Here is a 21,741-nt window from a genome sequence, read left to right as displayed (position 1 = left end):
AGATAAAATAACAGAATAATCGTGGGTACCGGCACATGATATGCGGCCAAGGATTAAATAGTGAATGAGAGGATAATACTGATGCTGGATATCGCGAGAGAACTGAAACTTGGTGATAGAAGCCATCCTGTGCTGCTTCTTTGATGGAAATTTGAATAAGTCGTGGGGGCTAGAACAAGCGGATAGGCAGAAATGAAAATGCACCTTATCCCCTATTCTAGCTCTGTGTTGCGATCAGGAGATAAGATGCATCGTATTCAGCAGATTATTGTTGCTGGGCTGTCTTTGGGTACGAACGCGAATGATGGATCAGCTCTGCATAATATCCATTCTGTGCAATAAGGGACTCGTTCGTCCCTTCCTCTGCAACGCGGCCATGCCGCATGACAATAATGCGATCTGCATGCTGAATCGTCGATAAACGGTGAGCAATCACGAGCGTCGTTCTATCCTCTGAGACCACTTCAAGCGCTTGCTGGATGAGCTGTTCGGTATGAGAATCCAAATGTGCCGTCGCCTCATCCAAGATGAGAATGCGGGGCTGGAACACGAGAATCCGAGCGAAAGAAATCAGCTGCCGTTCTCCCGCCGATAGACCGCTCCCGCGATCAGACAGCCTTGTATCATAGCCATGCTTCAAGCGCTTGATCAGGCTGTGCGCCCCAACCGACTTGCAGGCCCAGATCACTTCTTCCCGCGATACGGTATCCTGGAATAAGCGGACATTATCAAGAATGGATCCCGAATACAGAAATGGATCCTGCTGCACTAGTCCGACAATCTGATGCAGCGTATGCTGCGGCAGTCGGCGGATATCAACCCCATCAATCTCAATACTTCCCCGCTTGACGTCATAGAAGCGCGCGAGCAGGTTCACAAGTGAGCTCTTGCCAGCTCCCGTCGTGCCTACGATGCCTATGAACTCACCTGGCTTAATGTGCAAATCCAGATCATGCAGCACGTCGCGATCATCAACATAAGCGAAGCGAATATGATTGAAGTCGACTTGGCCCTGCACTTCAGAGGCAACTACATTATGCTCCTGCTCTGGCTTCGGATCCTGTACTTCAGGTTGAATGCGGAAGATGCGCCACAAGCGATCCATAGATACGATTGTGGATTGGAGCGTGTTCCATTGCTGGGTAATATGGTTGATCGGCTGGAAAAACTGCCGAATGTAATTGATAAAGGCATACAGAACCCCGAACGCCAATGACGTATCCAATACGGCCATGCCGCCAAGCCACACAATGAATGCGACCGACACATTGCCGAGCACATCGAACGAGCGGTTGAACATGATGCTCGTGCTCACCTCGCGCAGATTCTCTTGCAAATACTTCCGATTCTGCGCCGTGAAGCGCTCTGTCTGCTCCTTCTCCTGATGGAACGCCTGGATGAGGCCCATACCCGACAGATTCTCCGCCAAAAATCCGATAAGCCTTGACAGCTCACCCCGTGCGCGTTGATAAGCAGAGCGCAGCGCCTTCCGGAAAGCGATAGCAATCGCCAAAATAATTGGGAACAAGATAAGGCAGAACATCGCAAGCTTCGCATCGAGCGAAAACATAAACGCCACGATCAAGAGAAGCGACATGCCGTCCCTTACTACGCTTAACAGCACTTGAGTAAAGAACTGGTTGATCGTCTCGGTGTCACTGGACACATTCGTTACGAGGCTGCCCATCGAATGGCGATCGAAGAATGACATCGATTGCTTTGATATATGTCTGAACAGATCCTTCCGCAACTGGCCGACAATGCCCTGCCCCACCTTCTGAAGCAGGTTCGCCTGAATATAGGTGAACAGCAAGCTAAGCAGCGCGAGAAGCAAATAGCTGCCGCCAATCAGAAATAATGTGCCCACACCGTGCTTCCCGGCCAAGACATGATCGTCAATCGCGATCTTCACGAGATAAGGCTGCAGCAAATCCGCTCCAATTGCAAGGAATGTACATAAAAATATGGCGAGAAATGTCAAGCGATACGGCTTCGCATAAGCGAACATAGCGCGAAACGATTGCCTGCGCTCTTCGGGAGAAGCCCCTACCATGCGTGAGCCTATCTCCTTGGGCTGTGCAGGATGATGATTGTTCCTGCCCTTCACGTTCGCTGTCGGTTCAGGCATTTCTCTTCCCCTCCTCTTGAATCGTATAGAGCGAGGCATAATAGCCGCCTGAATGGATCAGTTCTTCATGTGTTCCACGTTCCACAATGCTGCCATGATCAAGGACAATAATTTCATCAGCGTGGCGTACAGCGCTTATCCGGTGTGCGATAATGATGTTCGTCTTGCCCTTTCGAACTTCCCGGAGATTGTTCAATATCGTCGTCTCTGTTACAACATCAACCGCACTTACACTATCATCCAAAATGAGAATGGGCGCGTTCTTAATCATTCCCCGTGCCAAGCTCGTTCGTTGACGCTGGCCGCCGGACAAGGTAAGGCCGCGCTCTCCCAGCTTCGTAAAGAACTGATCGGGAAATCCCATAATATTGTCCCATACGTCCGCTTGCTTCGCCGCCTCCTCAACCGCTTCGTCTGCAGCATTTCGGTTATAGAATGCAATATTATCTCGAATAGTCGTGCTGAATAGGAATCCATCCTGCGGCACATACCCAATTTGGGTACGCAGGCTCTCTAGCGTAACTTCACAGATGTCTTGGCCTCCGATCCGAATTGTCCCCTTCGGAGGATCGTAGACGCGAAGCAGCAGCTTCACTAGTGTCGACTTGCCGCTGCCCGTCTTGCCAACAATGCCGAGCGTCTTGCCTGCTGATATCTGAATATTCACATCAGCTAATGATTCTCTACTTTCCTCTGGATAGGCAAATGTCAGGTTCCTGATCTCGATCACAGCATCGTCCGCCGAGATTGGCTGAGCACCCGCATATTCACGGATGTCCGGCTCTTCATTCAACAGCCGGTTCAAGCGATCAAGAGAAGCTCGTGAGCGGAGCATCACATTGATGACATTGCCGATTTGCTGCAGGGGTGTCATAATCATGCGCAAATACAGGGTTAACATAACGAAGCTTCCAAGGGATAATTGTCCCTGCATCGACAGCACACCCCCATACGTTATTGCGATAACGAGGGAAAGTGAGCCAGCGAACGGAATGAGCGCTTGGAAGAGAGATGTCATCCGCACAAGCCCTAATTGATTGCTGCAAATCTGATCCACTGTTGCGCCGAAGCGTTCTTCTGCCACATGCTCAACTGCGAATGTCTTCGTCACCTTCATGCCACCGAATTGCTCTTCTGCGGACTCCGTCATCGCCGCAAGGGAATCCTGCACCGCACGAGAACGAGTGCGAATGCGCGGTCCGAAATAAATGACAAACAGCGGAATCGTAAGCAGTGGCAGCACGCACACGAATACCAAATATAGCGGAATGCCACTTACCCCCATCATAATGATGACCGACAGGAGCAGGATCGTCGCATTCGTCGTCTGGTTCACGCCGTTGGCAATCGTTTCTCGAACCGAGGTAACATCATTCATGAAATAGCTGAGCAGCTTGCCTACACCATGATTCGAATAATAGTGCTCACTTAATCTTGTAAATTGAGTAAACAGCTTCTGTCTCATGTTGAATTCAAACTTACGTCCTAGGCGATGATTCAAATATTGTCCAATTCCAAACAAGGAGCCATATCCGATAGCAACTCCAAGCAGCCATAAGCTGTAATGAATCACGGACTCCTTCGCCAGCCCCCGCATCTGCAGCTCATCAGTGAATCGCCCTAGCAAGGTGGGGAATAAGGAGTAAATGATATTGGCTAACGCCATGCAGCCTACAGCTGTCACATAGAGCGGCAGATGAGCACGGACATGACTAAACAGCAATGTCTTTCCCTTCATGAATAGCATCACATCCCGTCTCATATTCGTTTAACCAGCGCCGTGCACTGGGCCATGTCGGCATCGACTGACTCTTCATCAGCCGCATGTGGGCCCGCCTGTCTACGGCACTCCTCTACTTGATATGCACTTCATTTCTACATCGCACTGTGTATATCCATACATAAATAGTAATTGAAATACCTGCCATTAACAAACCATATTTTTACATCCATAACACCTATGCTTCCTCACTCTTCTTTACAAAATGGGAACACACCTATCCACACACACAAATGAAGTGCCTAGCCAGCACAAATAAGCCGTACTGTTCCAAGATTGGGTACGGAAAAGCAATTCGTTCAAAGAAATACGTCAGAAATTATGCAAAGCAAAATGTGATCTCAATTAAATCGTCCCGTATTGTTCTTTGCTATCATCTAAGCATGCATTGACTTATTGATAATGAATCTCAATGGCAAAGGAGACTTACGATGAGCGAACTTATTAATAATCGCGAAAAAAAGATGTCGAGGATTTCTGGATCCCGTTCAAGGATAAGTTCGTCTATTTTCGCTATTTCGTTGTTCGGGACGAGTCGGGGCAATATATGGGGACGTTAGAATTTACGCAAAATGTAAGCGAGATTCGAGCACTAGAGGGACAGAAGCGAATCATGTCCTAGAGCGTCTCCTGATCTCCATCATTGGCCTCTCTGGTCCGCGGCCTGCTTTACGTGAATTGTGCCGCAGGCCGCTGCCGCTGGGCCGAATTCATTACATCTAACCACTGCCCCTTTGAGCCGCTTGCCATAGGATTAAGGATCGGTTCGAAGGGGCAGCAAGCAATATCTGCAACTAGCGCTTAACAGCAGTCATCCTGCGCATTGAGACGTTCCAGCACTGCCCGCTTGCGGTATAGCATCTGCGCTGTCTCTGCCATGTCATGAATCATAGAACGGTTCATAAACGAACCGAATATCATGCCGATAACCGGCACGGATTGGAACAGCTTCTTCCAGCCAAAATTATCGGTAAAGGACACCATCGTCTCCCGCCATCCCTGTACTTCAGACACTGAGTCTCGAAGTCTATTCGGGTTGTCGTAGTCGCCAATGTCTTGCAGCACCGCCTGCTTGCCTACAATGTCGGACATCGTGAACTGCATACACTTCACAATAAAGAGCCGCTCTCTGGGATCATCCGGATCGAAGCCGTAGCAGATCGCCGTCTCCTGAAGCACCTTAAGCGCGATCCCAAGAACCGCAGGTATATCCACCGCTAATGTAAATATGCCGCCAAATCCCGTCGTTGCCCCTTGAGCAAATGCTACCTTCTTATTGGATTCCCGTATCGAATCCGCAACTGTGTTGCTCAGAGCTAGCGGCATCTGCTTCACAGCCAGCAGATCCAGTGGATTCCCCTGCGCAGTAGAGGCCGCCAAGGAAACAGGATCTTCTTCTGCCCACTTTGCACGAAGCTTTTGTAATATGCTTTTCTTCTGGATGAGGTAGCTTCCTCCTGTATGGAGATAGCCTCCCAACTCATCTAGCAATTCAGCAATCTTATTCTGTATCCCCTTGGGAGTGAAGCGATCCAGCAGCGCGAATGGCAGCCGTCCTATCTTCTCGAATATGGATAAGTCCTTCTGCTCGCGTTCCCATTCCTCTATCGCTTGCAGCATCTGTTGAAGCTCGTCTCTCGATTCTCCCATTCCTCTTGATCTCTCCGTCTCCGCATTAGATTAAACCGTTATTTCTATACCAATACGGAATGGCTTCATGTAGGTTGCGTCCCTTTTCCCCGAGCGAGATCCCGTTCCCTGGTAACTCAAGGGGAGCGCCGAGGTAGAAACGAAATGAGCAAAGCGAGATGTGACTTTGATAGACAGACTTTTGTAGATAGATTTTTGTAGGCAGACTTCTCCAGTTGGACTTCTTCCTAATAGTCAGCAATGTTCTTGTCGATTTATCCAATCTTCCTCTATACTGGTGGTAACTGATCTCAACTTCCTAGCTTCCTACTTCCTATTCAAGATATCCTATCAACATCTGCATCTTCTGTGTCAGTTCCGCACTCACACCTAGCTCTTATGCTTTCATTCTGCTACCATCCTACTCACAAACGCTACACACGCCTGCCAGTTTTCTCATCATGTCCGAACATCATACATATCAGAGTTGCAACATCAATCACATAGGAAGAAGGGATACTATGCATTGGTATGAACCGTTCCGCTCCGAGATTGAACAGGTCTTTCAAGATGCCGAGTGTATCATCGAGGCATTCCCAGCCCCGCTGAATGACGCAGGATTGCGCTATATAGAGAAATTCAATCCCAGTAACGATCGAAGCACAAATAATTATATATGCTACTGCCTCCCTTATTGGATGCAGGACATGACTGGACTCTCGACAGCGCATTGCCGCCGCCTGGCGCTTGCAAGCATATTCGGCATGCTCTATTACTTTATCCAAGATGATGTCATGGATAATGATTGCGATAATAAGGCCGAGCAGCTTGCCTTGGGTAATCTATGCTATATCGAATTGCTCGACATCTATAGACAGATGTTCCCTCCCCAGTCCCCGTTATGGGACAGCTTCAGGCAGTACACATGGGAGTGGGTTCATGGCGTCACAAGCGAGCGTGAGCAGGATGTATTTATGACGGATCGCCTCAAGGTCGCTCACAAGTCAGCCCTCGTCAAGCTGTCTAGTAGCGGCGCGCTCTTCTTAACGGGTATGGAGGATAAGCTCCCGCATGTAAACGAGGCCGTTGATACTGTGCTTGTTTGTTTGCAGATGACCGATGACTGGGCAGATTGGCAGACAGATCTACAAGATGGAAGCTATAATTGTCTGCTGGCGTGGATTCGTTCTATTCAACAGATTCCGACAGATAAACCACTTACCGAGGAACTCGTTCGACATGCCATTACCGTATCCGACATCCTCGCTTCCTTTGGTCAAGAAGCTTTGAAACTTCAAGCCAAGCTGGATGGCATGCCGGAAGCGTCCCCTCAACTTGTAGAGTTCAACCGTTCACTAGCAAACATTCTTGTCGAAGAAGCCGACCATATTCGACAGCAGCGTGAAGTGCTGATGATGGGCGGATTGTCGTATTGGTTGTCGAATTCGGTAACAAAGTAGTAGTTCAGAAAACAGGCAAAGTGTTACATTATCTGTGTAGTTCATTCCATATACGGAGGGGTGCACATGGTAACTACGGAGCAACTTTTCAAAAATCAAATCATTCACAAGGCCTGGGAAGATCCTTCATTTAAGGAGCGCTTGCTCAAAGATCCGAAGGCTGCCATTAAAGAAGTGCTAGGCATTTCGATTCCTGACCATGTTGAACTAACGACTCAGGAAGAAACAAAAGATCGCTTCGTCCTCGTCATACCTCCAAATCCAGCAGAGACACTCCCTGCAGAAGGCGTTCGCCGTTTCGTCTGGTAAATAATCTCCCTCTAAAAAGGGGCTTTCCCTCGTCAGGCTATGACTTGTGGAATGCCCCTTCTCACTATTGTATAATCGTCTAAGTACCACTATGAAGCGCAATAGGTGGCTGTTCCAGTGCAGAAGGAAAGCGCACGATCGCCTCTGTCCCTTTCCCCTTCTCACTGTGAAAATGGATGCTTCCCTGCATAACTTCAACGATGCGGAAGGTGACCATCAACCCTAGCCCAGTTCCCTTCGTCTTATTCGAAAAATAAGGCTCGCCAAGGCGTGCTATCTCCTCCTGATCCATCCCTACACCATCATCCTGAACACAGATCATGATACCCCCTCTTTCTTCATACCCTGCTATTCGGATCATGCCGCCATCCTGCAGTGCTTCGATGCTATTCTTGATCAGATTGATAAATACTTGCTTGAACTTGGATGAGTTGCCGTAAATCAATAAATTTGACTCTACTTCCAATTCGATAACACCACCCTGCATATTTGCAAGCGGCATAAGTATCCCCTCAATCTGCCTAAGCTCCTCCCCAACATTAAGAATCACGACATCCTCGAGCTCTGGCTTCGCAAAAGTGAGGAAATCAGTAATAATTTCGGATGCGCGATCAAGCTCAGTTAATGCAAGCTTCACGTATTCCTTTTCTTTGTCATTCGAGTGATTCTTCATCAACTGAAGGAATCCTCTCGTTACCTGAAGCGGATTGCGCACCTCATGGGCTACAGAGGCTGCAAGTTCGCTGATGATGTGCATCTTTTCGGAATGCTGCAGCTTGCCGTTGTACATTTCAAGCTCCTTGGAATATTGAATAACCTGTTCATGCGTCGCAACGATTCTTCTGCCCATAATCATGATGAAGGCAATGATAAAGGCAATAACTCCCCATTTCCAAATGGTAAGTTCATACTGGCCAGAATGAAGCAGAAACCAAACTAATTCTCCTAATGTCACAATAGCAAAAACAGTAAAGCCAATTGCAAACAATATCGCGTCCACATTTTTTCGGATAGCGTATACGATAGAAAGCCCCGTCAGCAAGCATAATTGCCCGACAATTAGGACTGCATACACTTTGACGGTTATAAAGTAAAAAAAACCATAGAACTGATTATTAGATAGTATATTTATAAACAGGCACACAAGCATGAGTATAGAGTAAACAACTTGAAACTTCCTGATTTTCAATGTAATTGAGAATGGTCCGGGCCCAGTAATTTGCTCGAAATAATAAGTTAGTGCTGGGGAAAGGGCTTGCATGGCGATGTCAAATAAGATGACAGTCAGTTTCCCATATTCGCCGAAATAAGTATGAATAAACTTAGAGTTCGTAATCATGATAATACCAACAGCCATGATTACGATATTAAGAGATAACCAACTGGGCACGTCAATATTACGAAGGGAAAAGACGCAAATAAGCATTACAATGGAGATAAACACCAATGAACTACCTAGTAAAATATCTATGAGCCCTTGATTCGCATAATCTTGAATGATTTCTTGGTAATTGCCGATGATGATTGATTTCTGGATTCCAATTCGTTCTACCGTTGTAGCCGTATGGATATATACATGTTGACTATTAGAGGATGGTCTGATCGGCACAAGAATTTGATATACGTCAGATCCATAATCACGTGCAGAGTGGTACAGCTTTCTACCTTCATCCGAGTATACATCTACTTCAAATCCATATAACATACTTATGTATAACCCGGGTTGATCCCAATGCACAGGCGGGAGAGAAATTCGATACCATGCAGATTGGCTTCCTTGTGGCTTTAGAGGGACGCTTGATTGAAGATCAATTGTCTCCCATCCCTCTGTTCTCCTTACAATGTCCTTCCATGCACTTTGCTGCTTTTCCCATATTACATCCCATTGGGTAATCGTTATTTTAGTGGGTTCTGGTTGTGTGGATAATAGAGAAGGCGATGTTATAGCTCCAATAACCAATATAATGAGGCCTATGAAAATACCTCGCGTGAACCAGTTTTTAAATCCCATTTCACACCCCTGTATGTATTTAAGGATCATTCCATATCCAATATGGGCAATACTTCAACAAAAATATGTAAAATCCTGCTTAGAATCTGGAAATTGAACCATTTCTAATATGCATCTCCATAAAATATAATAATCTTCATGGATCTTGTTGAAAATACCTGTTCATGCTACTTCTGTGTCGATCTATGGTTGGGAAAAGACTTAGAGAAAGTATATACAAACAATAGCGAGATGACTGTCGAAAAAAGAATGTCGAAATGTATTTTTTCGTGGTGTCCCCTCGTAATATTTGCATCATTGCAAACAGGTAGATTTCCTTGTTACGATAACTACTGGAATAGATGAACGATATCGTATGAAATCTACAAAGGAGTATCCTATGACAACTTATATAGAAAAACAGTACGACGGCAACGACTTTAGCTATGTCAATTGGAGCGAGTCTGAGCTACGCAATTGCACGTTTACCTCCTGCCGCTTTCGAGGTGCACAACTAGATGGAGCAGTGACAACAAGCTGTCAATTTATTGACTGTGATTTCACCGGAGCCGTGCTCAATGGCTCTACACACACGCACAGTGCATTTACGAATTGCCGGTTCACAGGAGTGAATTTATTCGCGGCCAAATTTGCAGAATGCAAAATGGTAGGGACGGATTTCACCAATGTATTATGGGATGGCATAACGATTATCGGAGGAGATTGGTCGTATACGAATATGCGCCATGCGAACTTAACGAGGCAGAACTTGCGTGGTGTTCGCTTCATGGAGGCAGACCTGACTGAAAGCAAGCTGGAGAAGGCTGACCTACGGGATGCCGATCTAACCCGTACAAATCTCACCAAAACCAAATTGGCTGGTGCAGATTTGCGGGGTGCGGAGATGAACGGAGTGAACTTCAAAGCACTGGAACTTACCAAAGTCCGAATTGATATGATTCAAGCCGTTGCATTTGCTAGAGCATACGGAGCCAAGGTAGATTGATTCGTAGATAGAGTAACAGCCGCAGTCTGCTAATATAGCAATTTCGCGGCTGTTTTTCAGTACTTCTTTTATTTAAAAATGAGCAGCGCATTGCTAATGTTCCGCCCAGGGTATGTCATATATCTTCCATTGTAATAAAGGCCACTTGATGCTCCGCCATCCAAATTCATCGCCTGATAAGCGCCAGCCTGCTTCATCACTTTAGCAAGCTCTGGAATCGTAGCGCTGGATGTAGTCAAGATCATTAGCTTGTAGTCCTTTGTTATACCAACCGCACTGCGTATGCTGCTGTGCTTCAATATTTTCGGATCTTTAAAGCCTTCGCCCTTCAGATTAACGGTAATCTTGCCGTCTGTAATAAGACGCGGCCCTACCTGCAAAGCTCCGTACACATCCCCTTCTTGGAATCGATCTATGAACGATGGCCCCGGGATCATCTCTACTTGATTATCTTTCGTGAACAGAAGCACACTTCGTTTATCGCCAGAGCCGTTATGTATCATTTTTCCGTTTCTAACTACATAGCCATACGGAACCTTCACCTTCGAATTGGAATAGGCATCAAAGTAGCCCCCATTTATCGCAGCGATTGCATAATTACGCTTTGCCATATGCTTGAGGTTATCGACCGAGCCCTCTCCTCCGTAACCCACTCCTACGCCGAGACGTATATGAGGATGCAGCAGATTTATGGTCAGCATCGTGGTCGTCACCCGCTTGTTCCCGACCTTGAATGCTCGCCAGCTCTTCTCAATTGACGATGTTTGGTTGATCCGCTGCTTCGAGACAATAGGCAAGCGAACATGACTGTCCCCATTCCAAAAATGGACAAGCGATCCGTTCTTGTCCCATTCCATAGACAGGTTCATTGCTTCGCTGACGAACCGAACCGGAACATAAGTCGTCCCCCCTGCTCGGAATGGGGCTGCTTCCAACTCCGTATTCATTCCGTTGACGTATGCCTGCGTTGTACCTAATGTCATCTCCAGATAATTATCGTCGCTTACCACCTCTATGCGCTTACTCGTAGGCTCCCATGTCACTTGATAGTGCAGCTTATCGCTCAAATAGCGTATCGGGACGTAAGTACGGTACGCCTTCGTATCCATAACCCCATATGAACTTGCATCTGCGTGAGCTTGCCCATGTGGTGTAATGAATGTAAAAGTTAAGGCTATCCCTAGAACTGCTGTTATTATTTTTTTCAATTTCTGCACTCTCCCAGGCGAAAAAATCCAATTTCAGGAATATAGTATCATATCATCCTTTTGAGGACGATGTCTTTTTTCGACAATTATGTCAATTAGCCGACGTAATCCGATCATTCTGACGATTAATGTCATTGTCACAGAGAAGAGGAGCGCAACGTTAGCGCTCCCCAATCCCCGGCACCATCTATCCAGCAGCTATTCTTCTCGATAAACAACTTCAGCATCGAACAACGTACTGCCATCCGAAGCTTGTCCACGAATAAAGCAGCGGCGATCATCTGCATGCAGCGCTTCACCAGTAGAACGGTATACATCTACTTGATCCCCGAGAATGATTTCCTTATGGTACGTAATTCGGAAGCGCGACACACCTCGTTCCAATTCCTCTTGCGTCATCGCATCCAAGCATATATCAGCAAATCTGGCATTATTCAAATGGCCGTTCATATCAATACTGCTCTGTCTTACGTGGAGGGTATAAGCAAGGCGAAGAGAAGATTCTTCTGGTATGGCAACCTTCTCAGGCATCTCCCCCACAGAATCCTCATTATTGACAGGAACATCATAAGGAAATGCGGATGCCCGAAGAATACGCCGCTTATTCAGATCAACAAGTGCCCATGTCGTGCGGGATTGAGCAATTTGCTGATGCTCTGCATCGTAGACCACATAATCACGCAGCCATTGAACGCCTCTCGCTCCCTTATGCCATGTATCCAACTGAAGTACATCTCCGTACTTCGGCATTCTCATCAGTTCCAAATCCACGGTCAACAGCATCCAAGCCATGCCGCTGCCTACCAATTCGTCCATGGATACATCATGCGATGCAAGATGGGAATCACCTGCCCGCTGCATCCACTCCATTAATGTCGACAAGCGACAATCGCGCTTGTAATCACAGTTATCAGATGATACTTCATGTTGCTCACTCCAACGATTTGAGACCACTTCTAATCAACTCCTTCTGAACAATCATCTGCCTGCTTTTGAGTCCATCTATCTGCATCAGTCATTCCATGCCCAACAATATCATAACCGATATTGATCTGCTAAACCGCTGCTTCCACTGCGGAAACCTGTTCACGATCATGAGCTCACTTGGTAATCGTAAATGCTTCTATTCATAAACCATCCTATGATATGTTAGTATAAACATAAGATAAGAAGCAAGCATAGATTATCCCCTTTACACAATAAATCCCCTCTTTACAGAAATTGAGGAAGAAGATAATTTGAAGGAAGTAAATCGATATATAATTTTTCCGATGCGATAGACGGTGTGTGTGAAACGCTTGTCTTGTATCATAAAGGAGCGACCAACATGATGAAGGAAATGAAGGATGCCTCAGCAGCGGTTTCAACTGTCATTAGTGCAGCTGAAGCCGCCGAACAGCCAACAGAGGGCCGCATTCTAATTGTGACTTCTGTCGCAGCAGAGCGGGATGCCGTATTGCGCGGTCTTCAGCATCATCCTCAATATGACGTCATTCTCGGTGGCGTGGGTGTCGCAGCGGCCGCAGCCCGGACGGCTCGGAAGCTTGCAAATGAGGGTTCATCCAACTATCGGCTTGTCATCTGTGCCGGTATCGGCGGGGGATTTCCCGGACAAGCTGAGATTGGATCATTGGTCGTCGCAAGCGACATCATTGCCGCAGATTTAGGTGCGGAGACCCCAGAGGGATTCTCCAGTCTGGACGAGCTTGGCTTCGGCTCTGCTCGCATTCCTGTCGATGCTGGGCTTGTCGCTCAAGTAGCGACAGCACTGCAAGCAGCGAATCTGCCAGCACGTTCCGGCCCCGTGCTCACGGTTGCAACCGTGACAGGCACAGCTGCAACCGCAGCCCAAATGGCAGAACGTGTGCCTGGAGCAGCCGTTGAAGCCATGGAAGGCTATGGCGTAGCAACCGCGGCGCAGGATTTCGGTCTGCCCGTACTGGAGCTACGCGCGATATCGAATGCCGTCGGCCCGCGCAATCGTGCCGCTTGGCGGATTCAAGAAGCGCTGGATGCATTGGAAGCTGCCAGCGCAGTTTTAGTGGAGGTTCTGTAATCATGAAAATCGCCTATTCCCCATGTCCGAACGATACGTTTGTCTTCCATGCTTGGGCGCATGGACTTATACCGGGTGCCCCGGAGTTAGATGTAACATATGCAGATATTGATATCACGAACCACCTTGCAGCGAGTGGCAACGGGTTAGATGTGCTCAAGATTTCATTCGCAGCATTGCCTTGGGTACTGTCTGAGTATGCCCTGCTGCCATGTGGGGGAGCGCTTGGCCGTGGCTGCGGACCGCTTGTATTGACGAAGGAATCGGCTTCGACCCCAGCTGACCCATCCAGCTTGTCTGGCCGACGTGTCGCAGTACCCAGTGAACGATCTACAGCCTATCTATTGTTCCGGTTGTGGGCTGCACAGAATGTGCCAGGCGGGGTCGGAGAGATTGTCGTCATGCCGTTCCATCAGATCATGCCGGCCGTTCGAGATGGCCACATTGATGCAGGGCTAGTTATTCATGAAGCTCGCTTCACATATCCGTCTTACGGTCTCACAATGCTTGCCGATCTGGGCAAGTGGTGGGAAGCGGATACCGGCCTGCCGATTCCACTCGGTGCCATAATCGCCCGCCGCACGCTTGATGTGAACGCAATCGCCAGATGGGCACGCGCATCAGTCGAATATGCATGGGCTCACCCGGAAGCATCACGTGAATACGTCCTAGCTCATGCACAGGAGATGTCGCCTGAAGTAACGGATGCCCATATTAACCTGTACGTGAATGAATTTACTAGAAACTTAGGTGAAGACGGCTATGCTGCAGTGGAAGCACTGCTTGGCCGCGCAGCGAAGGAAGGTCTCGTGCCTGCTTTCGATTTAGCCGCACTTCGCTTGTAGTCTATAGTGTGATTCGCGAACGCTAGGTATACTATACCATTACGAAGTAGAGCGCCCGCAAATTACGCGGGCGCTCTCTTTGCTTCTTTCGCTGCCGACAGTGATAGACACTTGGCTGATATATCGCTAGGCGCCTACGGGAGACAGGAGATGAATAGGTTCAAGCTAGGAAGACAATCTGTCCCTTCTATACGCCCCCCTATTTAGTTGTCGACTCTTCGATCATATGCCCATTATGAAAGGATATGCTGTCCATTCGGCATGTCACCGCATACGATACAGCGAGTTTGCATATGCAAACGTTGGAAGCTTTTCATAGGCGGGTCGTGTATAATAGTTTATTGCTAAAGGAAGTAGGCAAATAGAAACGAGATTCTAGGAACAACACACTCCGAAGGAATCGCTCTCTTGCTGAAAACAACTACAGGAGTGAAAGTCCAATGGAAACATGGAAGAAAAATTTATGGATTCTATGGTTTGGTACATTCATCGTCTCATCAAGCTTTTCCATGGTCGTCCCATTCCTGCCGCTCTTCTTGATTCAAATTGGTGTAAAGGATCATATTGAGCTATGGTCAGGAATTTTGTTCAGCAGCGTATTTTTCGCTGGCGCCATTTCTTCTCCGTTCTGGGGAGCGATTGGCGACAAGTATGGACGCAAGCCAATGATTATCCGGGCCGGAATTGTACTATTCGTAACTTATATTATGCTAGCCTTCGTTACGAATCAGTACCAGCTATTAACGATCCGTATATTGCAAGGCCTGTTGACAGGGTTCATCCCTGGATCGATTGCCCTTGTTGGCACAAGCACACCTGAAAAAAAGGTCGGCTATGCCTTGTCGATGATGGCAACCGCCACTGCAACCGGTACAATAATGGGACCGCTCCTCGGCGGCATCTTATCGAAGCTGTTCGACAGCCGTCTGACGTTCGCATGTGCAGGCATCTTATGTTTGATTGCAACATTGCTCGTCATCTTCTGGGTAAAAGAGGAGAACTTCGTTCCAACGAAGGATAGCAGTTCGATCGTCAATACCATTCGGATCGCATCCGTAAATCGTCCGTTCATGATCGTACTTCTGCTGTCCCTATTGACCCAATTCTCGGTCATGACGATAGAGCCTGTTCTCCCCCTCTACATTGTAGAAATCGGGCATTCAGCGAAGGACGCCTCATTAGTAGCGGGGTTCGTATTCTCTCTTGTTGGCATAGCTAGTATTCTGTTCGCAGCAAGATGGGGGAAGCTTGCCGACCGTATCGGCTTCCAGAAGGTTCTTCTGATCGGCCTGCTCGCAGGCGGTATCGGTACGCTCGCTCAAATTCCGTTTCAAAATATATGGTGGTTCTCGATTATTCGCTTTACATATGGCATCTTCTTCTGTGCTGTGTTCCCAGCATTGAACGGACTCGTGGTGCGGACAACAGACAGTGAGTTCCGCGGGCGCGCCTTCAGCTTGAATCAGACCGCGAATCAATTTGGCGGAATGCTCGGCCCACTCGTTGGGGGAGCGATTAGTGGTGTGTTCTCCATCCACATGGTATTTTGGGTCACGGGTATATTGCTGCTTGCAACGATGGGGTTGGCGTTCTGGACGCAGCGTGGTGACCGCGTTCCAGTGAAGGCCGCAGGAACAAGCAAAGAGTTGTAAACCTGTAATCCTCAGAAATTACAGGTTTACGTTACGGAAGACAGAATCATCGTTCTACAATAACAAGGGGCTGCACCGAACGTAATTTTTACATACGTCGGTGAGCCCCTTCTCTTTCTTATCGAGTGATCGTTGGAACATTACCGCTCTGAACACGTACCTACCAAGGGCTTGCTAACTACCTGCTGGTAATATCGCGTCAGCTGCTGAATATCCATAGGCATTCCGTCATGCAATCGGGATCGTTCGGCAGCGAACGCCATCATGTGGCTCTGCACGGAGCCGCGCAGCACAGCCGATAGGTCGCTCCTATTGTATGGCTGCGACGATACGAGACGGCAAAATTCATGCATCATGACCGTACAGCCTTCGCGCCCCTCATCATGGACATGCATCTCTTGTGAAGTATCATGAACAAAATCATATACTATGAATGTCTGCTTCTCTAGGTTACCGCGTATTTCCCCGCTCGTTCCTGATATTTGCACCATTCGCGAGCTGTCATGCGTGAAGGCTGACAAGGTAAAGGATGCCGTAGCTCCGTTGCGAAATTCCATGTTGACCACCTGATGATCGACGACATCATTGTCACATTGGAAGACACACCGCCCATAAGGCGTCTCGCGAATCACATCCCGAATATGCTCATCTGTAGGATCCTTCGTAAAATGCAGCGCACGACGGCGACCTTCTCCCAAGTAATATCTCAAATCCGCATAGCAGCATTCATTAACGTGTGGACAGCCATCTGTACAATAGAGCGGTGCATCTGCCGGCTTATTCTCCCGCTTGAAATGGAACAGCGAGCCGAAGGACGTCAGCCGCCTGCAATCCTGCTGCATGAGCCACAGAATGATATCTAAATCATGGCATGACTTCGCTAATATCATCGGACTGGACTCGCTCGTCTTACTCCAATGGCCACGTACATAACTGTGGGCCATGTGAGCGAAGCCTATATTTTCACATAACTGAATATTCACGATCCTTCCGATGCTGCCTGCATCGATCACCTGCTTGATAGAGGACCAGAATGGTGTGTAGCGCAGCACATAACATACAAGAACGATTCGATCACAGCGTCTCGCTGCTGCCTCAATCTCGACGCATTCCTCAGGCGAAGGCGAGATCGGCTTCTCCAACAACACGTGATAGCCCTGCTCCAGTGCCATCATCGTCGCTTCGTAATGCATGCGATCCTGCGTGCAGATCATCACCGCATCCGCATAGCGTGCCCCTTGCAGTGCTTCCTTCCAATCCGAAAATACATATTCCGCCTGAATATGATGCTCGCGCGCGAACACCGCCCGCCTCTCCTCGTCCGGTTCGGCAACCGCGACAATTTCTAATTCCTCTGGGAATTGCAAAGCATGCTGTGCGTATACATCTGCTCCTCGCACTCCTGCTCCTAGCAAGATGGCCTTCACACTCATCTCTCCGGCACCCTCCATTAAGCAATCATCTCGTTGTGATTGGGATATTTTTCTTTGTCTATATTTCTATAATTTAAAGCAAATATCCATTCGGAGCAATGCATTTCCCCACTCTATTTATGAACATCGTATGTCATGAAGATATCCTGCTCTTCCCACTCTACGAAGAAGCTAAGCTTGCTATCCTTCTGCATAACGCCAAGCCAGATTTGTCTGTCTCCGCTCGATTCTCTGCCTGCTGGATTCTGTCTCTGTCGAACGTGATGATTTCAAAATTCGCATCGTATTTCGTCTCTCTGTCTTCTATAAATAGGAGCCCATACGGCGGTTGAAGTGGCGTCGTAGGCCCTCTCCCAATAGATTGAAGGTGAGCACCGTGAACAGAATAGCGAGCGCGGGATAAAATACGAAAGTGAACTTGCTTAAATAAATATCCGCGCGCGTCTCCGCAAGCAAGGACACCCAGTTGGTGCTTGTATTCACAAATTTCATGGTGAAGTAATCAACCTCGGCCCAATTGTGCGTCAAGAAAATACTCAACACACCTAATTGTCCAATAAGCAGCATGACCTTGCCCAAATCAATGCAAAAATTAATGACGATCTCCGGTACAAGCGACGGCATATAATAATTTCGAACCAGGCGCCATCCACTTAATCCAAGCGACTCTCCTGCTTCTACAAATAATTCGTGCGAGATATGGTTCGCTTGCTGCTGCACAATATGTGCCACTCGCCCCACCTCAAGCAAAGCGAGAATTGGGATTACCCATAGAATACGATTGCTCGAATATTGGATGAACGGCATACTCAGTAATAGAATAGCTGAGAAAATAACAGGCAGAAACGTGAATATCTGATTCAAGCTTGTTACCAGCCAATGAGCAACTCCCTTCTGCTTATACGCGAGCACGCCTAATGGCACTGCAATTATATAGCGCAGCAGAGCAATGAAGAAGACGATATAGACCGTCTCCTTGGTTCCTACCACGAGCTTGCTCAAGTTGTCGACGCCTTTCTTATCCGAGCCAATCCAGTTCAGATCCGAAGCTTTGTAGGGAGGCAGCATGAGCTTGCCCTGCTCTGACCATCTATGCTTTTCGGGTGTAAGCGACTTGTCTATGAACGGCAATTCTGGACCAAGGTACATCACAAATAAAACCAAGGCGAGCATTGCCCCACCGATCCATAGTGTGTAGTTTTTCAATGAGGACACTCCTTTATCTCGATGTCGGCGCAATGGAACGCTTGGCCAGCAAGGCAATCCACTGAACTAGCACCACCATAATCGTAAAACAGCAAGCAATCCCGATAATGACACCCGGCTCATAATTCACTCCCGATCCGAAGCTAGTATCATAATCAATCGCTTGGAACAAACGGTGAGCTGCACCAGGATAACTCATTAAGTATTCAACCATTAGTAAATTAGACAGGGTGTATCCGAACAAGGAAGGCAGGTGGGACAAAATCGTTCCCATACTGTTGCGGCCAACGTGCTTGAACAAAATCATTCGCTGCGCGACTCCCTTCGCTTTGGCAACCTGAATGTACATCTGTCCTTCCTGCGCCGCAATTGCAGCGCTCGTAATTCGTGCAATATACATACCCGGATATACGGATACAAGTACAGATGGAATGAGGAAGGCATACCATTCTTTTTGCTCAAAGAAATGAATAAACGGCATGTATCGAATAACAAACCATTGAATGAGCAGCACGACCATGAAGTCAGGCACCGATTGAAACAACCAAGTCGTTCCGTTCCCGATCACATTCCACTTCGACTTGGACAGCTTATAGTCAGCAATCCCTTTCAACAAGCCCAATATAAAACTTAATAGAAAGCCAATCACAATAATAGTTAGGCTGTTCCCCATCACTGTCAGCACCTCAGAACCTACAGCTTCCCCGTAACGAGTTACGCCTAAGGTATTGTCAACAAAGATACCGCGTATAAATCCTGTGATGTTCTCGGCATACTGCGACCAGCTGAACTGATACGTCGCTGTCATCTTATAGCCTTCCATGCCGATGTCCAGCTTGCGTGGAAATAGGACAATGAGCATTATCATGATCAATGCAAAAAAGCTGAGGCATAATGACTTCACCATATGCAGTACTAGATTCATATTTTCCTCCTGAGTGATTCTCTCGCGATCCATATGCTAGTGATACCATATCATTCCTGTATTGTGAAGACGATGCAATCCTTTTATGGTTATTTTATCCACGAAATAGATCACTTCTAAGATTGTTGATTGATTGCTTAGGTGATCGTCTCCTTCTCAACACCATAAAAAAGCACATTCCCAAATGAACTGGAAATGTGCCCTCTCCTACTAGATCTATTCTATTGACTCCATGGTATAGGGGAGAAACCAGACTTATCCATTGTTACTGACTGTCCAGCGGGAGCTCCAGACGGAACGTGAACTTCCCCTCCTCATGCGACATGCTGAGCTGACCACGATGCAGTCTTGCAATATGATAGGCAATAGATAGGCCGAGACCCGCCCCGGGGCTATCGTGTTGATCGTTACGAGAGGCTTCCGCCTTATAGAACCGCTCGAACAATCGCTGCTCCTGTTCCTTCGTAATAGGCTGCCCCCAGTTCTCTATTTCCAGCCATACTGTATAATTCTGCTCCCAGATCCGCACCGTAATTTCTCCTGGCCTTACCGAGAACTTGTACGCATTCATTAGTAAGTTATCCATTGCTCGAACAAGCAGTTCTGCATCTGCCATTATCATTATCGCACGTTGGGATGCATGGACAAGCTGAATCGTGAGCGACGCCTCTCTTGCCAACGGTTCAAATTCAACAAGCAATTGGCGGAGCAGTCCGCTCAAATCAAGACGAGAGCGCTCGGTCTCCACTCGATTGTCAGCTAGTCTTGTATATTCGAACAAATCATTGATCAGCTGGCTAAGCTGTTCGGTCTTCCGGCATGCATTGTGAAGGTAGCGCAGCTGCTCTTCCTTGCTTGCTGCCCCCTCCTGCTGCAACAAGTTCAAGTATCCAATCAGACTCGTCAGCGGTGTGCGTAAATCATGCGAGACATTCGTAATAAGCTCCATCTTCATCTGCTCGGTAAGACGCTCCTTCTCAATCATGCGCTGCAACTGTTCCGCCATATGGTTAATAGAATCTGCAATAATGCCGAGTTCATCCTGTCTATCCAAGGTTACACGGGATTGCAGATCTCCCTCAGCAATAGACAAGATCCCCTCTGTCAATCTCTTTAAATCTTGTAGTAAACCACGTGTAAAGAGAAAGAAGTATGCAAGGTATAGAAACAGAAACACTAATGGACTGACACCGTGACCTATTAAATAGGACGATACCGTATCCATGAGCGCCATTGTAATAAAGGTACAAAACAAGCTGAGAAGCGCAAACCAGAACAAACGTCCTCGGATGTTATGCTTACCATGCAGCATCGCCCATATCCTTCTATTCAATCCGATACCCCACTCCCCATACGGTCTTAATATACTGAGGCTCTCTAGGGTTCTCTTCAATCTTTTCTCGAATATTGCGGATGTGCACCATTACTGTATTGTCCGTGATGAATTTGTCTTCCTTCCAGACCAATTCAATAAGCTTATCAATGCTGAATACATGCCCCCTCCGCCGTGCCAGCCGCTCCAATATCGAGAATTCAGTAGGGGTGAGCAGCACTTCCTTCCCCCGGACAATAACGAGATGCCGTTCCGGATATATGCATAAATCCTTTATTTCGATAAACGTTTCATCTGAAATCGGGGGCGCCTGCATGATGCGTTCTTCCTGTTCCGCGAAAGATTGTCTGCGCAATTGAGCCTTCACCCTCGCCAGAAGCTCCATCGGATGAAATGGCTTGGCGATATAATCATCCGCGCCTGTATGAAGTCCAGTGATCTTATCCAGACTCTCTCCTTTGGCGGAGAGCATGATAATCGGCACCTTCGTATGTTGGCGAATGGCCATGCATGCCTGCATACCATCCATATTCGGCATCATCACGTCCAGAATAATAAGATCAATATGTTCATGCTGCAGCAGTTCCAATGCCTGAATCCCATCTGCTGCCTCAAACACGGTATAGCCTTCATTGTGCAAGTAAATGCGGAGCACATCTCGTATGTCCGCATCATCATCTGTTACTAATATCCCTTGACTCATCCCATCCTTACTCTCCTTTCTGTAGAGCAAGTATACAGCTTAAGAGAAGTGTATGAACAATCCAATTGAAAAAGAAAT

Annotated in this window: 17 protein-coding genes and 1 pseudogene; 7 read left to right on the top strand and 11 right to left on the bottom strand. The window is 47.5% G+C overall.

Annotated elements, in window-relative coordinates:
* Positions 1-265: 265 nt before the first annotated feature.
* Positions 266-2,128 carry an ABC transporter ATP-binding protein gene (locus BP95_RS0109375; protein ID WP_021255325.1) on the bottom strand — a complete coding sequence of 621 codons (1,863 nt, stop codon included), beginning with the start codon at positions 2,126-2,128 and terminating at the stop codon, positions 266-268.
* A complete protein-coding gene (locus BP95_RS0109370; RefSeq protein WP_028531995.1) occupies positions 2,121-3,866 on the bottom strand; it encodes an ABC transporter ATP-binding protein in 1,746 nt (581 codons plus the stop codon). Before BP95_RS0109370 ends, BP95_RS0109375 begins: the two co-directional genes overlap by 8 nt.
* Before the next feature lie 499 nt (positions 3,867-4,365).
* Here BP95_RS0109370 and BP95_RS33795 point away from each other — a divergent pair.
* Positions 4,366-4,530: pseudogene (locus tag BP95_RS33795) on the top strand (DUF438 domain-containing protein); the annotation flags it as partial.
* Between the two features lie 179 nt (positions 4,531-4,709).
* Here the strand turns inward: BP95_RS33795 and BP95_RS0109365 are convergent.
* On the bottom strand, positions 4,710-5,558 hold the full coding sequence (locus BP95_RS0109365; RefSeq protein ID WP_021255327.1) for an EcsC family protein: 849 nt from the start codon (positions 5,556-5,558) through the stop codon (positions 4,710-4,712).
* A gap of 500 nt (positions 5,559-6,058) precedes the next feature.
* Between BP95_RS0109365 and BP95_RS0109360 the strand changes: the two genes are divergently transcribed.
* Both BP95_RS0109360 and BP95_RS0109355 read left to right on the top strand, forming a co-directional pair.
* Positions 6,059-6,997, top strand: a complete 939-nt coding sequence (locus tag BP95_RS0109360; protein ID WP_028531994.1) for a hypothetical protein — start codon at positions 6,059-6,061, stop codon at positions 6,995-6,997.
* A gap of 66 nt (positions 6,998-7,063) precedes the next feature.
* Positions 7,064-7,306, top strand: coding sequence for an NHLP leader peptide family RiPP precursor (locus tag BP95_RS0109355; RefSeq protein WP_021255329.1), 243 nt, complete (start codon positions 7,064-7,066; stop codon positions 7,304-7,306).
* Between the two features lie 79 nt (positions 7,307-7,385).
* Here BP95_RS0109355 and BP95_RS0109350 read toward each other — a convergent pair whose 3' ends face one another.
* Entirely contained in the window at positions 7,386-9,317 is a 1,932-nt protein-coding gene (locus BP95_RS0109350; RefSeq protein ID WP_021255330.1) for an ATP-binding protein, read from the bottom strand.
* Between the two features lie 379 nt (positions 9,318-9,696).
* On the opposite strand from BP95_RS0109350, the gene BP95_RS0109345 reads away from it, so the two are divergent.
* Complete coding sequence (locus BP95_RS0109345; RefSeq protein ID WP_028531993.1) at positions 9,697-10,302, top strand: pentapeptide repeat-containing protein; 606 nt, start codon at positions 9,697-9,699, stop codon at positions 10,300-10,302.
* Between the two features lie 68 nt (positions 10,303-10,370).
* Here BP95_RS0109345 and BP95_RS0109340 read toward each other — a convergent pair whose 3' ends face one another.
* Positions 10,371-11,519 (bottom strand): phosphodiester glycosidase family protein, encoded by a 1,149-nt coding sequence (locus tag BP95_RS0109340; protein WP_227774817.1) that lies wholly within the window; start codon positions 11,517-11,519, stop codon positions 10,371-10,373.
* Between the two features lie 189 nt (positions 11,520-11,708).
* Positions 11,709-12,464 carry an acyl-[acyl-carrier-protein] thioesterase gene (locus tag BP95_RS0109335; RefSeq protein WP_021255333.1) on the bottom strand — a complete coding sequence of 252 codons (756 nt, stop codon included), beginning with the start codon at positions 12,462-12,464 and terminating at the stop codon, positions 11,709-11,711.
* 376 nt (positions 12,465-12,840) lie between these two features.
* Here BP95_RS0109335 and BP95_RS0109330 point away from each other — a divergent pair, with 376 nt between their 5' ends.
* The 3 genes from BP95_RS0109330 to BP95_RS0109320 all read left to right on the top strand — a co-directional run bounded on the left by BP95_RS0109330 (position 12,841) and on the right by BP95_RS0109320 (position 16,063).
* Positions 12,841-13,566 (top strand): futalosine hydrolase, encoded by a 726-nt coding sequence (locus BP95_RS0109330; protein ID WP_081819845.1) that lies wholly within the window; start codon positions 12,841-12,843, stop codon positions 13,564-13,566.
* A gap of 2 nt (positions 13,567-13,568) precedes the next feature.
* Positions 13,569-14,411, top strand: coding sequence for a 1,4-dihydroxy-6-naphtoate synthase (locus tag BP95_RS0109325; protein WP_028531991.1), 843 nt, complete (start codon positions 13,569-13,571; stop codon positions 14,409-14,411).
* Positions 14,412-14,851: 440 nt separating this feature from the next.
* On the top strand, positions 14,852-16,063 hold the full coding sequence (locus tag BP95_RS0109320) for an MFS transporter (protein ID WP_028531990.1): 1,212 nt from the start codon (positions 14,852-14,854) through the stop codon (positions 16,061-16,063).
* A 140-nt stretch (positions 16,064-16,203) separates the two neighbouring features.
* Here BP95_RS0109320 and BP95_RS0109315 read toward each other — a convergent pair whose 3' ends face one another.
* The 5 genes from BP95_RS0109315 to BP95_RS0109290 form a co-directional block, all read right to left on the bottom strand.
* Entirely contained in the window at positions 16,204-17,496 is a 1,293-nt protein-coding gene (locus BP95_RS0109315; protein WP_028531989.1) for a Gfo/Idh/MocA family protein, read from the bottom strand.
* Between the two features lie 303 nt (positions 17,497-17,799).
* Positions 17,800-18,711: an ABC transporter permease gene (locus tag BP95_RS0109305; protein WP_227774841.1), complete on the bottom strand. Its 912-nt coding sequence runs from the start codon at positions 18,709-18,711 to the stop codon at positions 17,800-17,802.
* A gap of 4 nt (positions 18,712-18,715) precedes the next feature.
* Complete coding sequence (locus BP95_RS0109300; protein WP_028531987.1) at positions 18,716-19,627, bottom strand: ABC transporter permease subunit; 912 nt, start codon at positions 19,625-19,627, stop codon at positions 18,716-18,718.
* 265 nt (positions 19,628-19,892) lie between these two features.
* Entirely contained in the window at positions 19,893-20,960 is a 1,068-nt protein-coding gene (locus BP95_RS0109295; RefSeq protein ID WP_139170692.1) for a sensor histidine kinase, read from the bottom strand.
* On the bottom strand, positions 20,953-21,663 hold the full coding sequence (locus BP95_RS0109290) for a response regulator transcription factor (RefSeq protein ID WP_021255341.1): 711 nt from the start codon (positions 21,661-21,663) through the stop codon (positions 20,953-20,955). The genes BP95_RS0109295 and BP95_RS0109290 overlap by 8 nt, the downstream gene beginning before the upstream one ends.
* Positions 21,664-21,741 lie beyond the last annotated feature (78 nt).

The sequence above is a fragment of the Paenibacillus sp. UNC217MF genome, from assembly GCF_000686865.1.
GTDB lineage: Bacteria > Bacillota > Bacilli > Paenibacillales > Paenibacillaceae > Paenibacillus_B > Paenibacillus_B suaedae.
This window is presented reverse-complemented; position numbering and strand designations above follow the sequence as displayed.

Bases quoted from the DNA above. Each gene is read 5' to 3' on its own strand.
- BP95_RS0109365 (WP_021255327.1), bottom strand. From the start codon at position 5,558: ATGGGAGAATCGAGAGACGAGCTTCAACAGATGCTGCAAGCGATAGAG.
- BP95_RS0109315 (WP_028531989.1), bottom strand. From the start codon at position 17,496: ATGAGTGTGAAGGCCATCTTGCTAGGAGCAGGAGTGCGAGGAGCAGAT.
- BP95_RS0109360 (WP_028531994.1), top strand. From the start codon at position 6,059: ATGCATTGGTATGAACCGTTCCGCTCCGAGATTGAACAGGTCTTTCAA.
- BP95_RS0109300 (WP_028531987.1), bottom strand. From the start codon at position 19,627: ATGAATCTAGTACTGCATATGGTGAAGTCATTATGCCTCAGCTTTTTT.
- BP95_RS0109370 (WP_028531995.1), bottom strand. From the start codon at position 3,866: ATGAAGGGAAAGACATTGCTGTTTAGTCATGTCCGTGCTCATCTGCCG.
- BP95_RS0109375 (WP_021255325.1), bottom strand. From the start codon at position 2,128: ATGCCTGAACCGACAGCGAACGTGAAGGGCAGGAACAATCATCATCCT.
- BP95_RS0109330 (WP_081819845.1), top strand. From the start codon at position 12,841: ATGAAGGAAATGAAGGATGCCTCAGCAGCGGTTTCAACTGTCATTAGT.
- BP95_RS0109355 (WP_021255329.1), top strand. From the start codon at position 7,064: ATGGTAACTACGGAGCAACTTTTCAAAAATCAAATCATTCACAAGGCC.
- BP95_RS0109350 (WP_021255330.1), bottom strand. From the start codon at position 9,317: ATGGGATTTAAAAACTGGTTCACGCGAGGTATTTTCATAGGCCTCATT.
- BP95_RS0109345 (WP_028531993.1), top strand. From the start codon at position 9,697: ATGACAACTTATATAGAAAAACAGTACGACGGCAACGACTTTAGCTAT.
- BP95_RS0109320 (WP_028531990.1), top strand. From the start codon at position 14,852: ATGGAAACATGGAAGAAAAATTTATGGATTCTATGGTTTGGTACATTC.
- BP95_RS0109290 (WP_021255341.1), bottom strand. From the start codon at position 21,663: ATGAGTCAAGGGATATTAGTAACAGATGATGATGCGGACATACGAGAT.
- BP95_RS0109325 (WP_028531991.1), top strand. From the start codon at position 13,569: ATGAAAATCGCCTATTCCCCATGTCCGAACGATACGTTTGTCTTCCAT.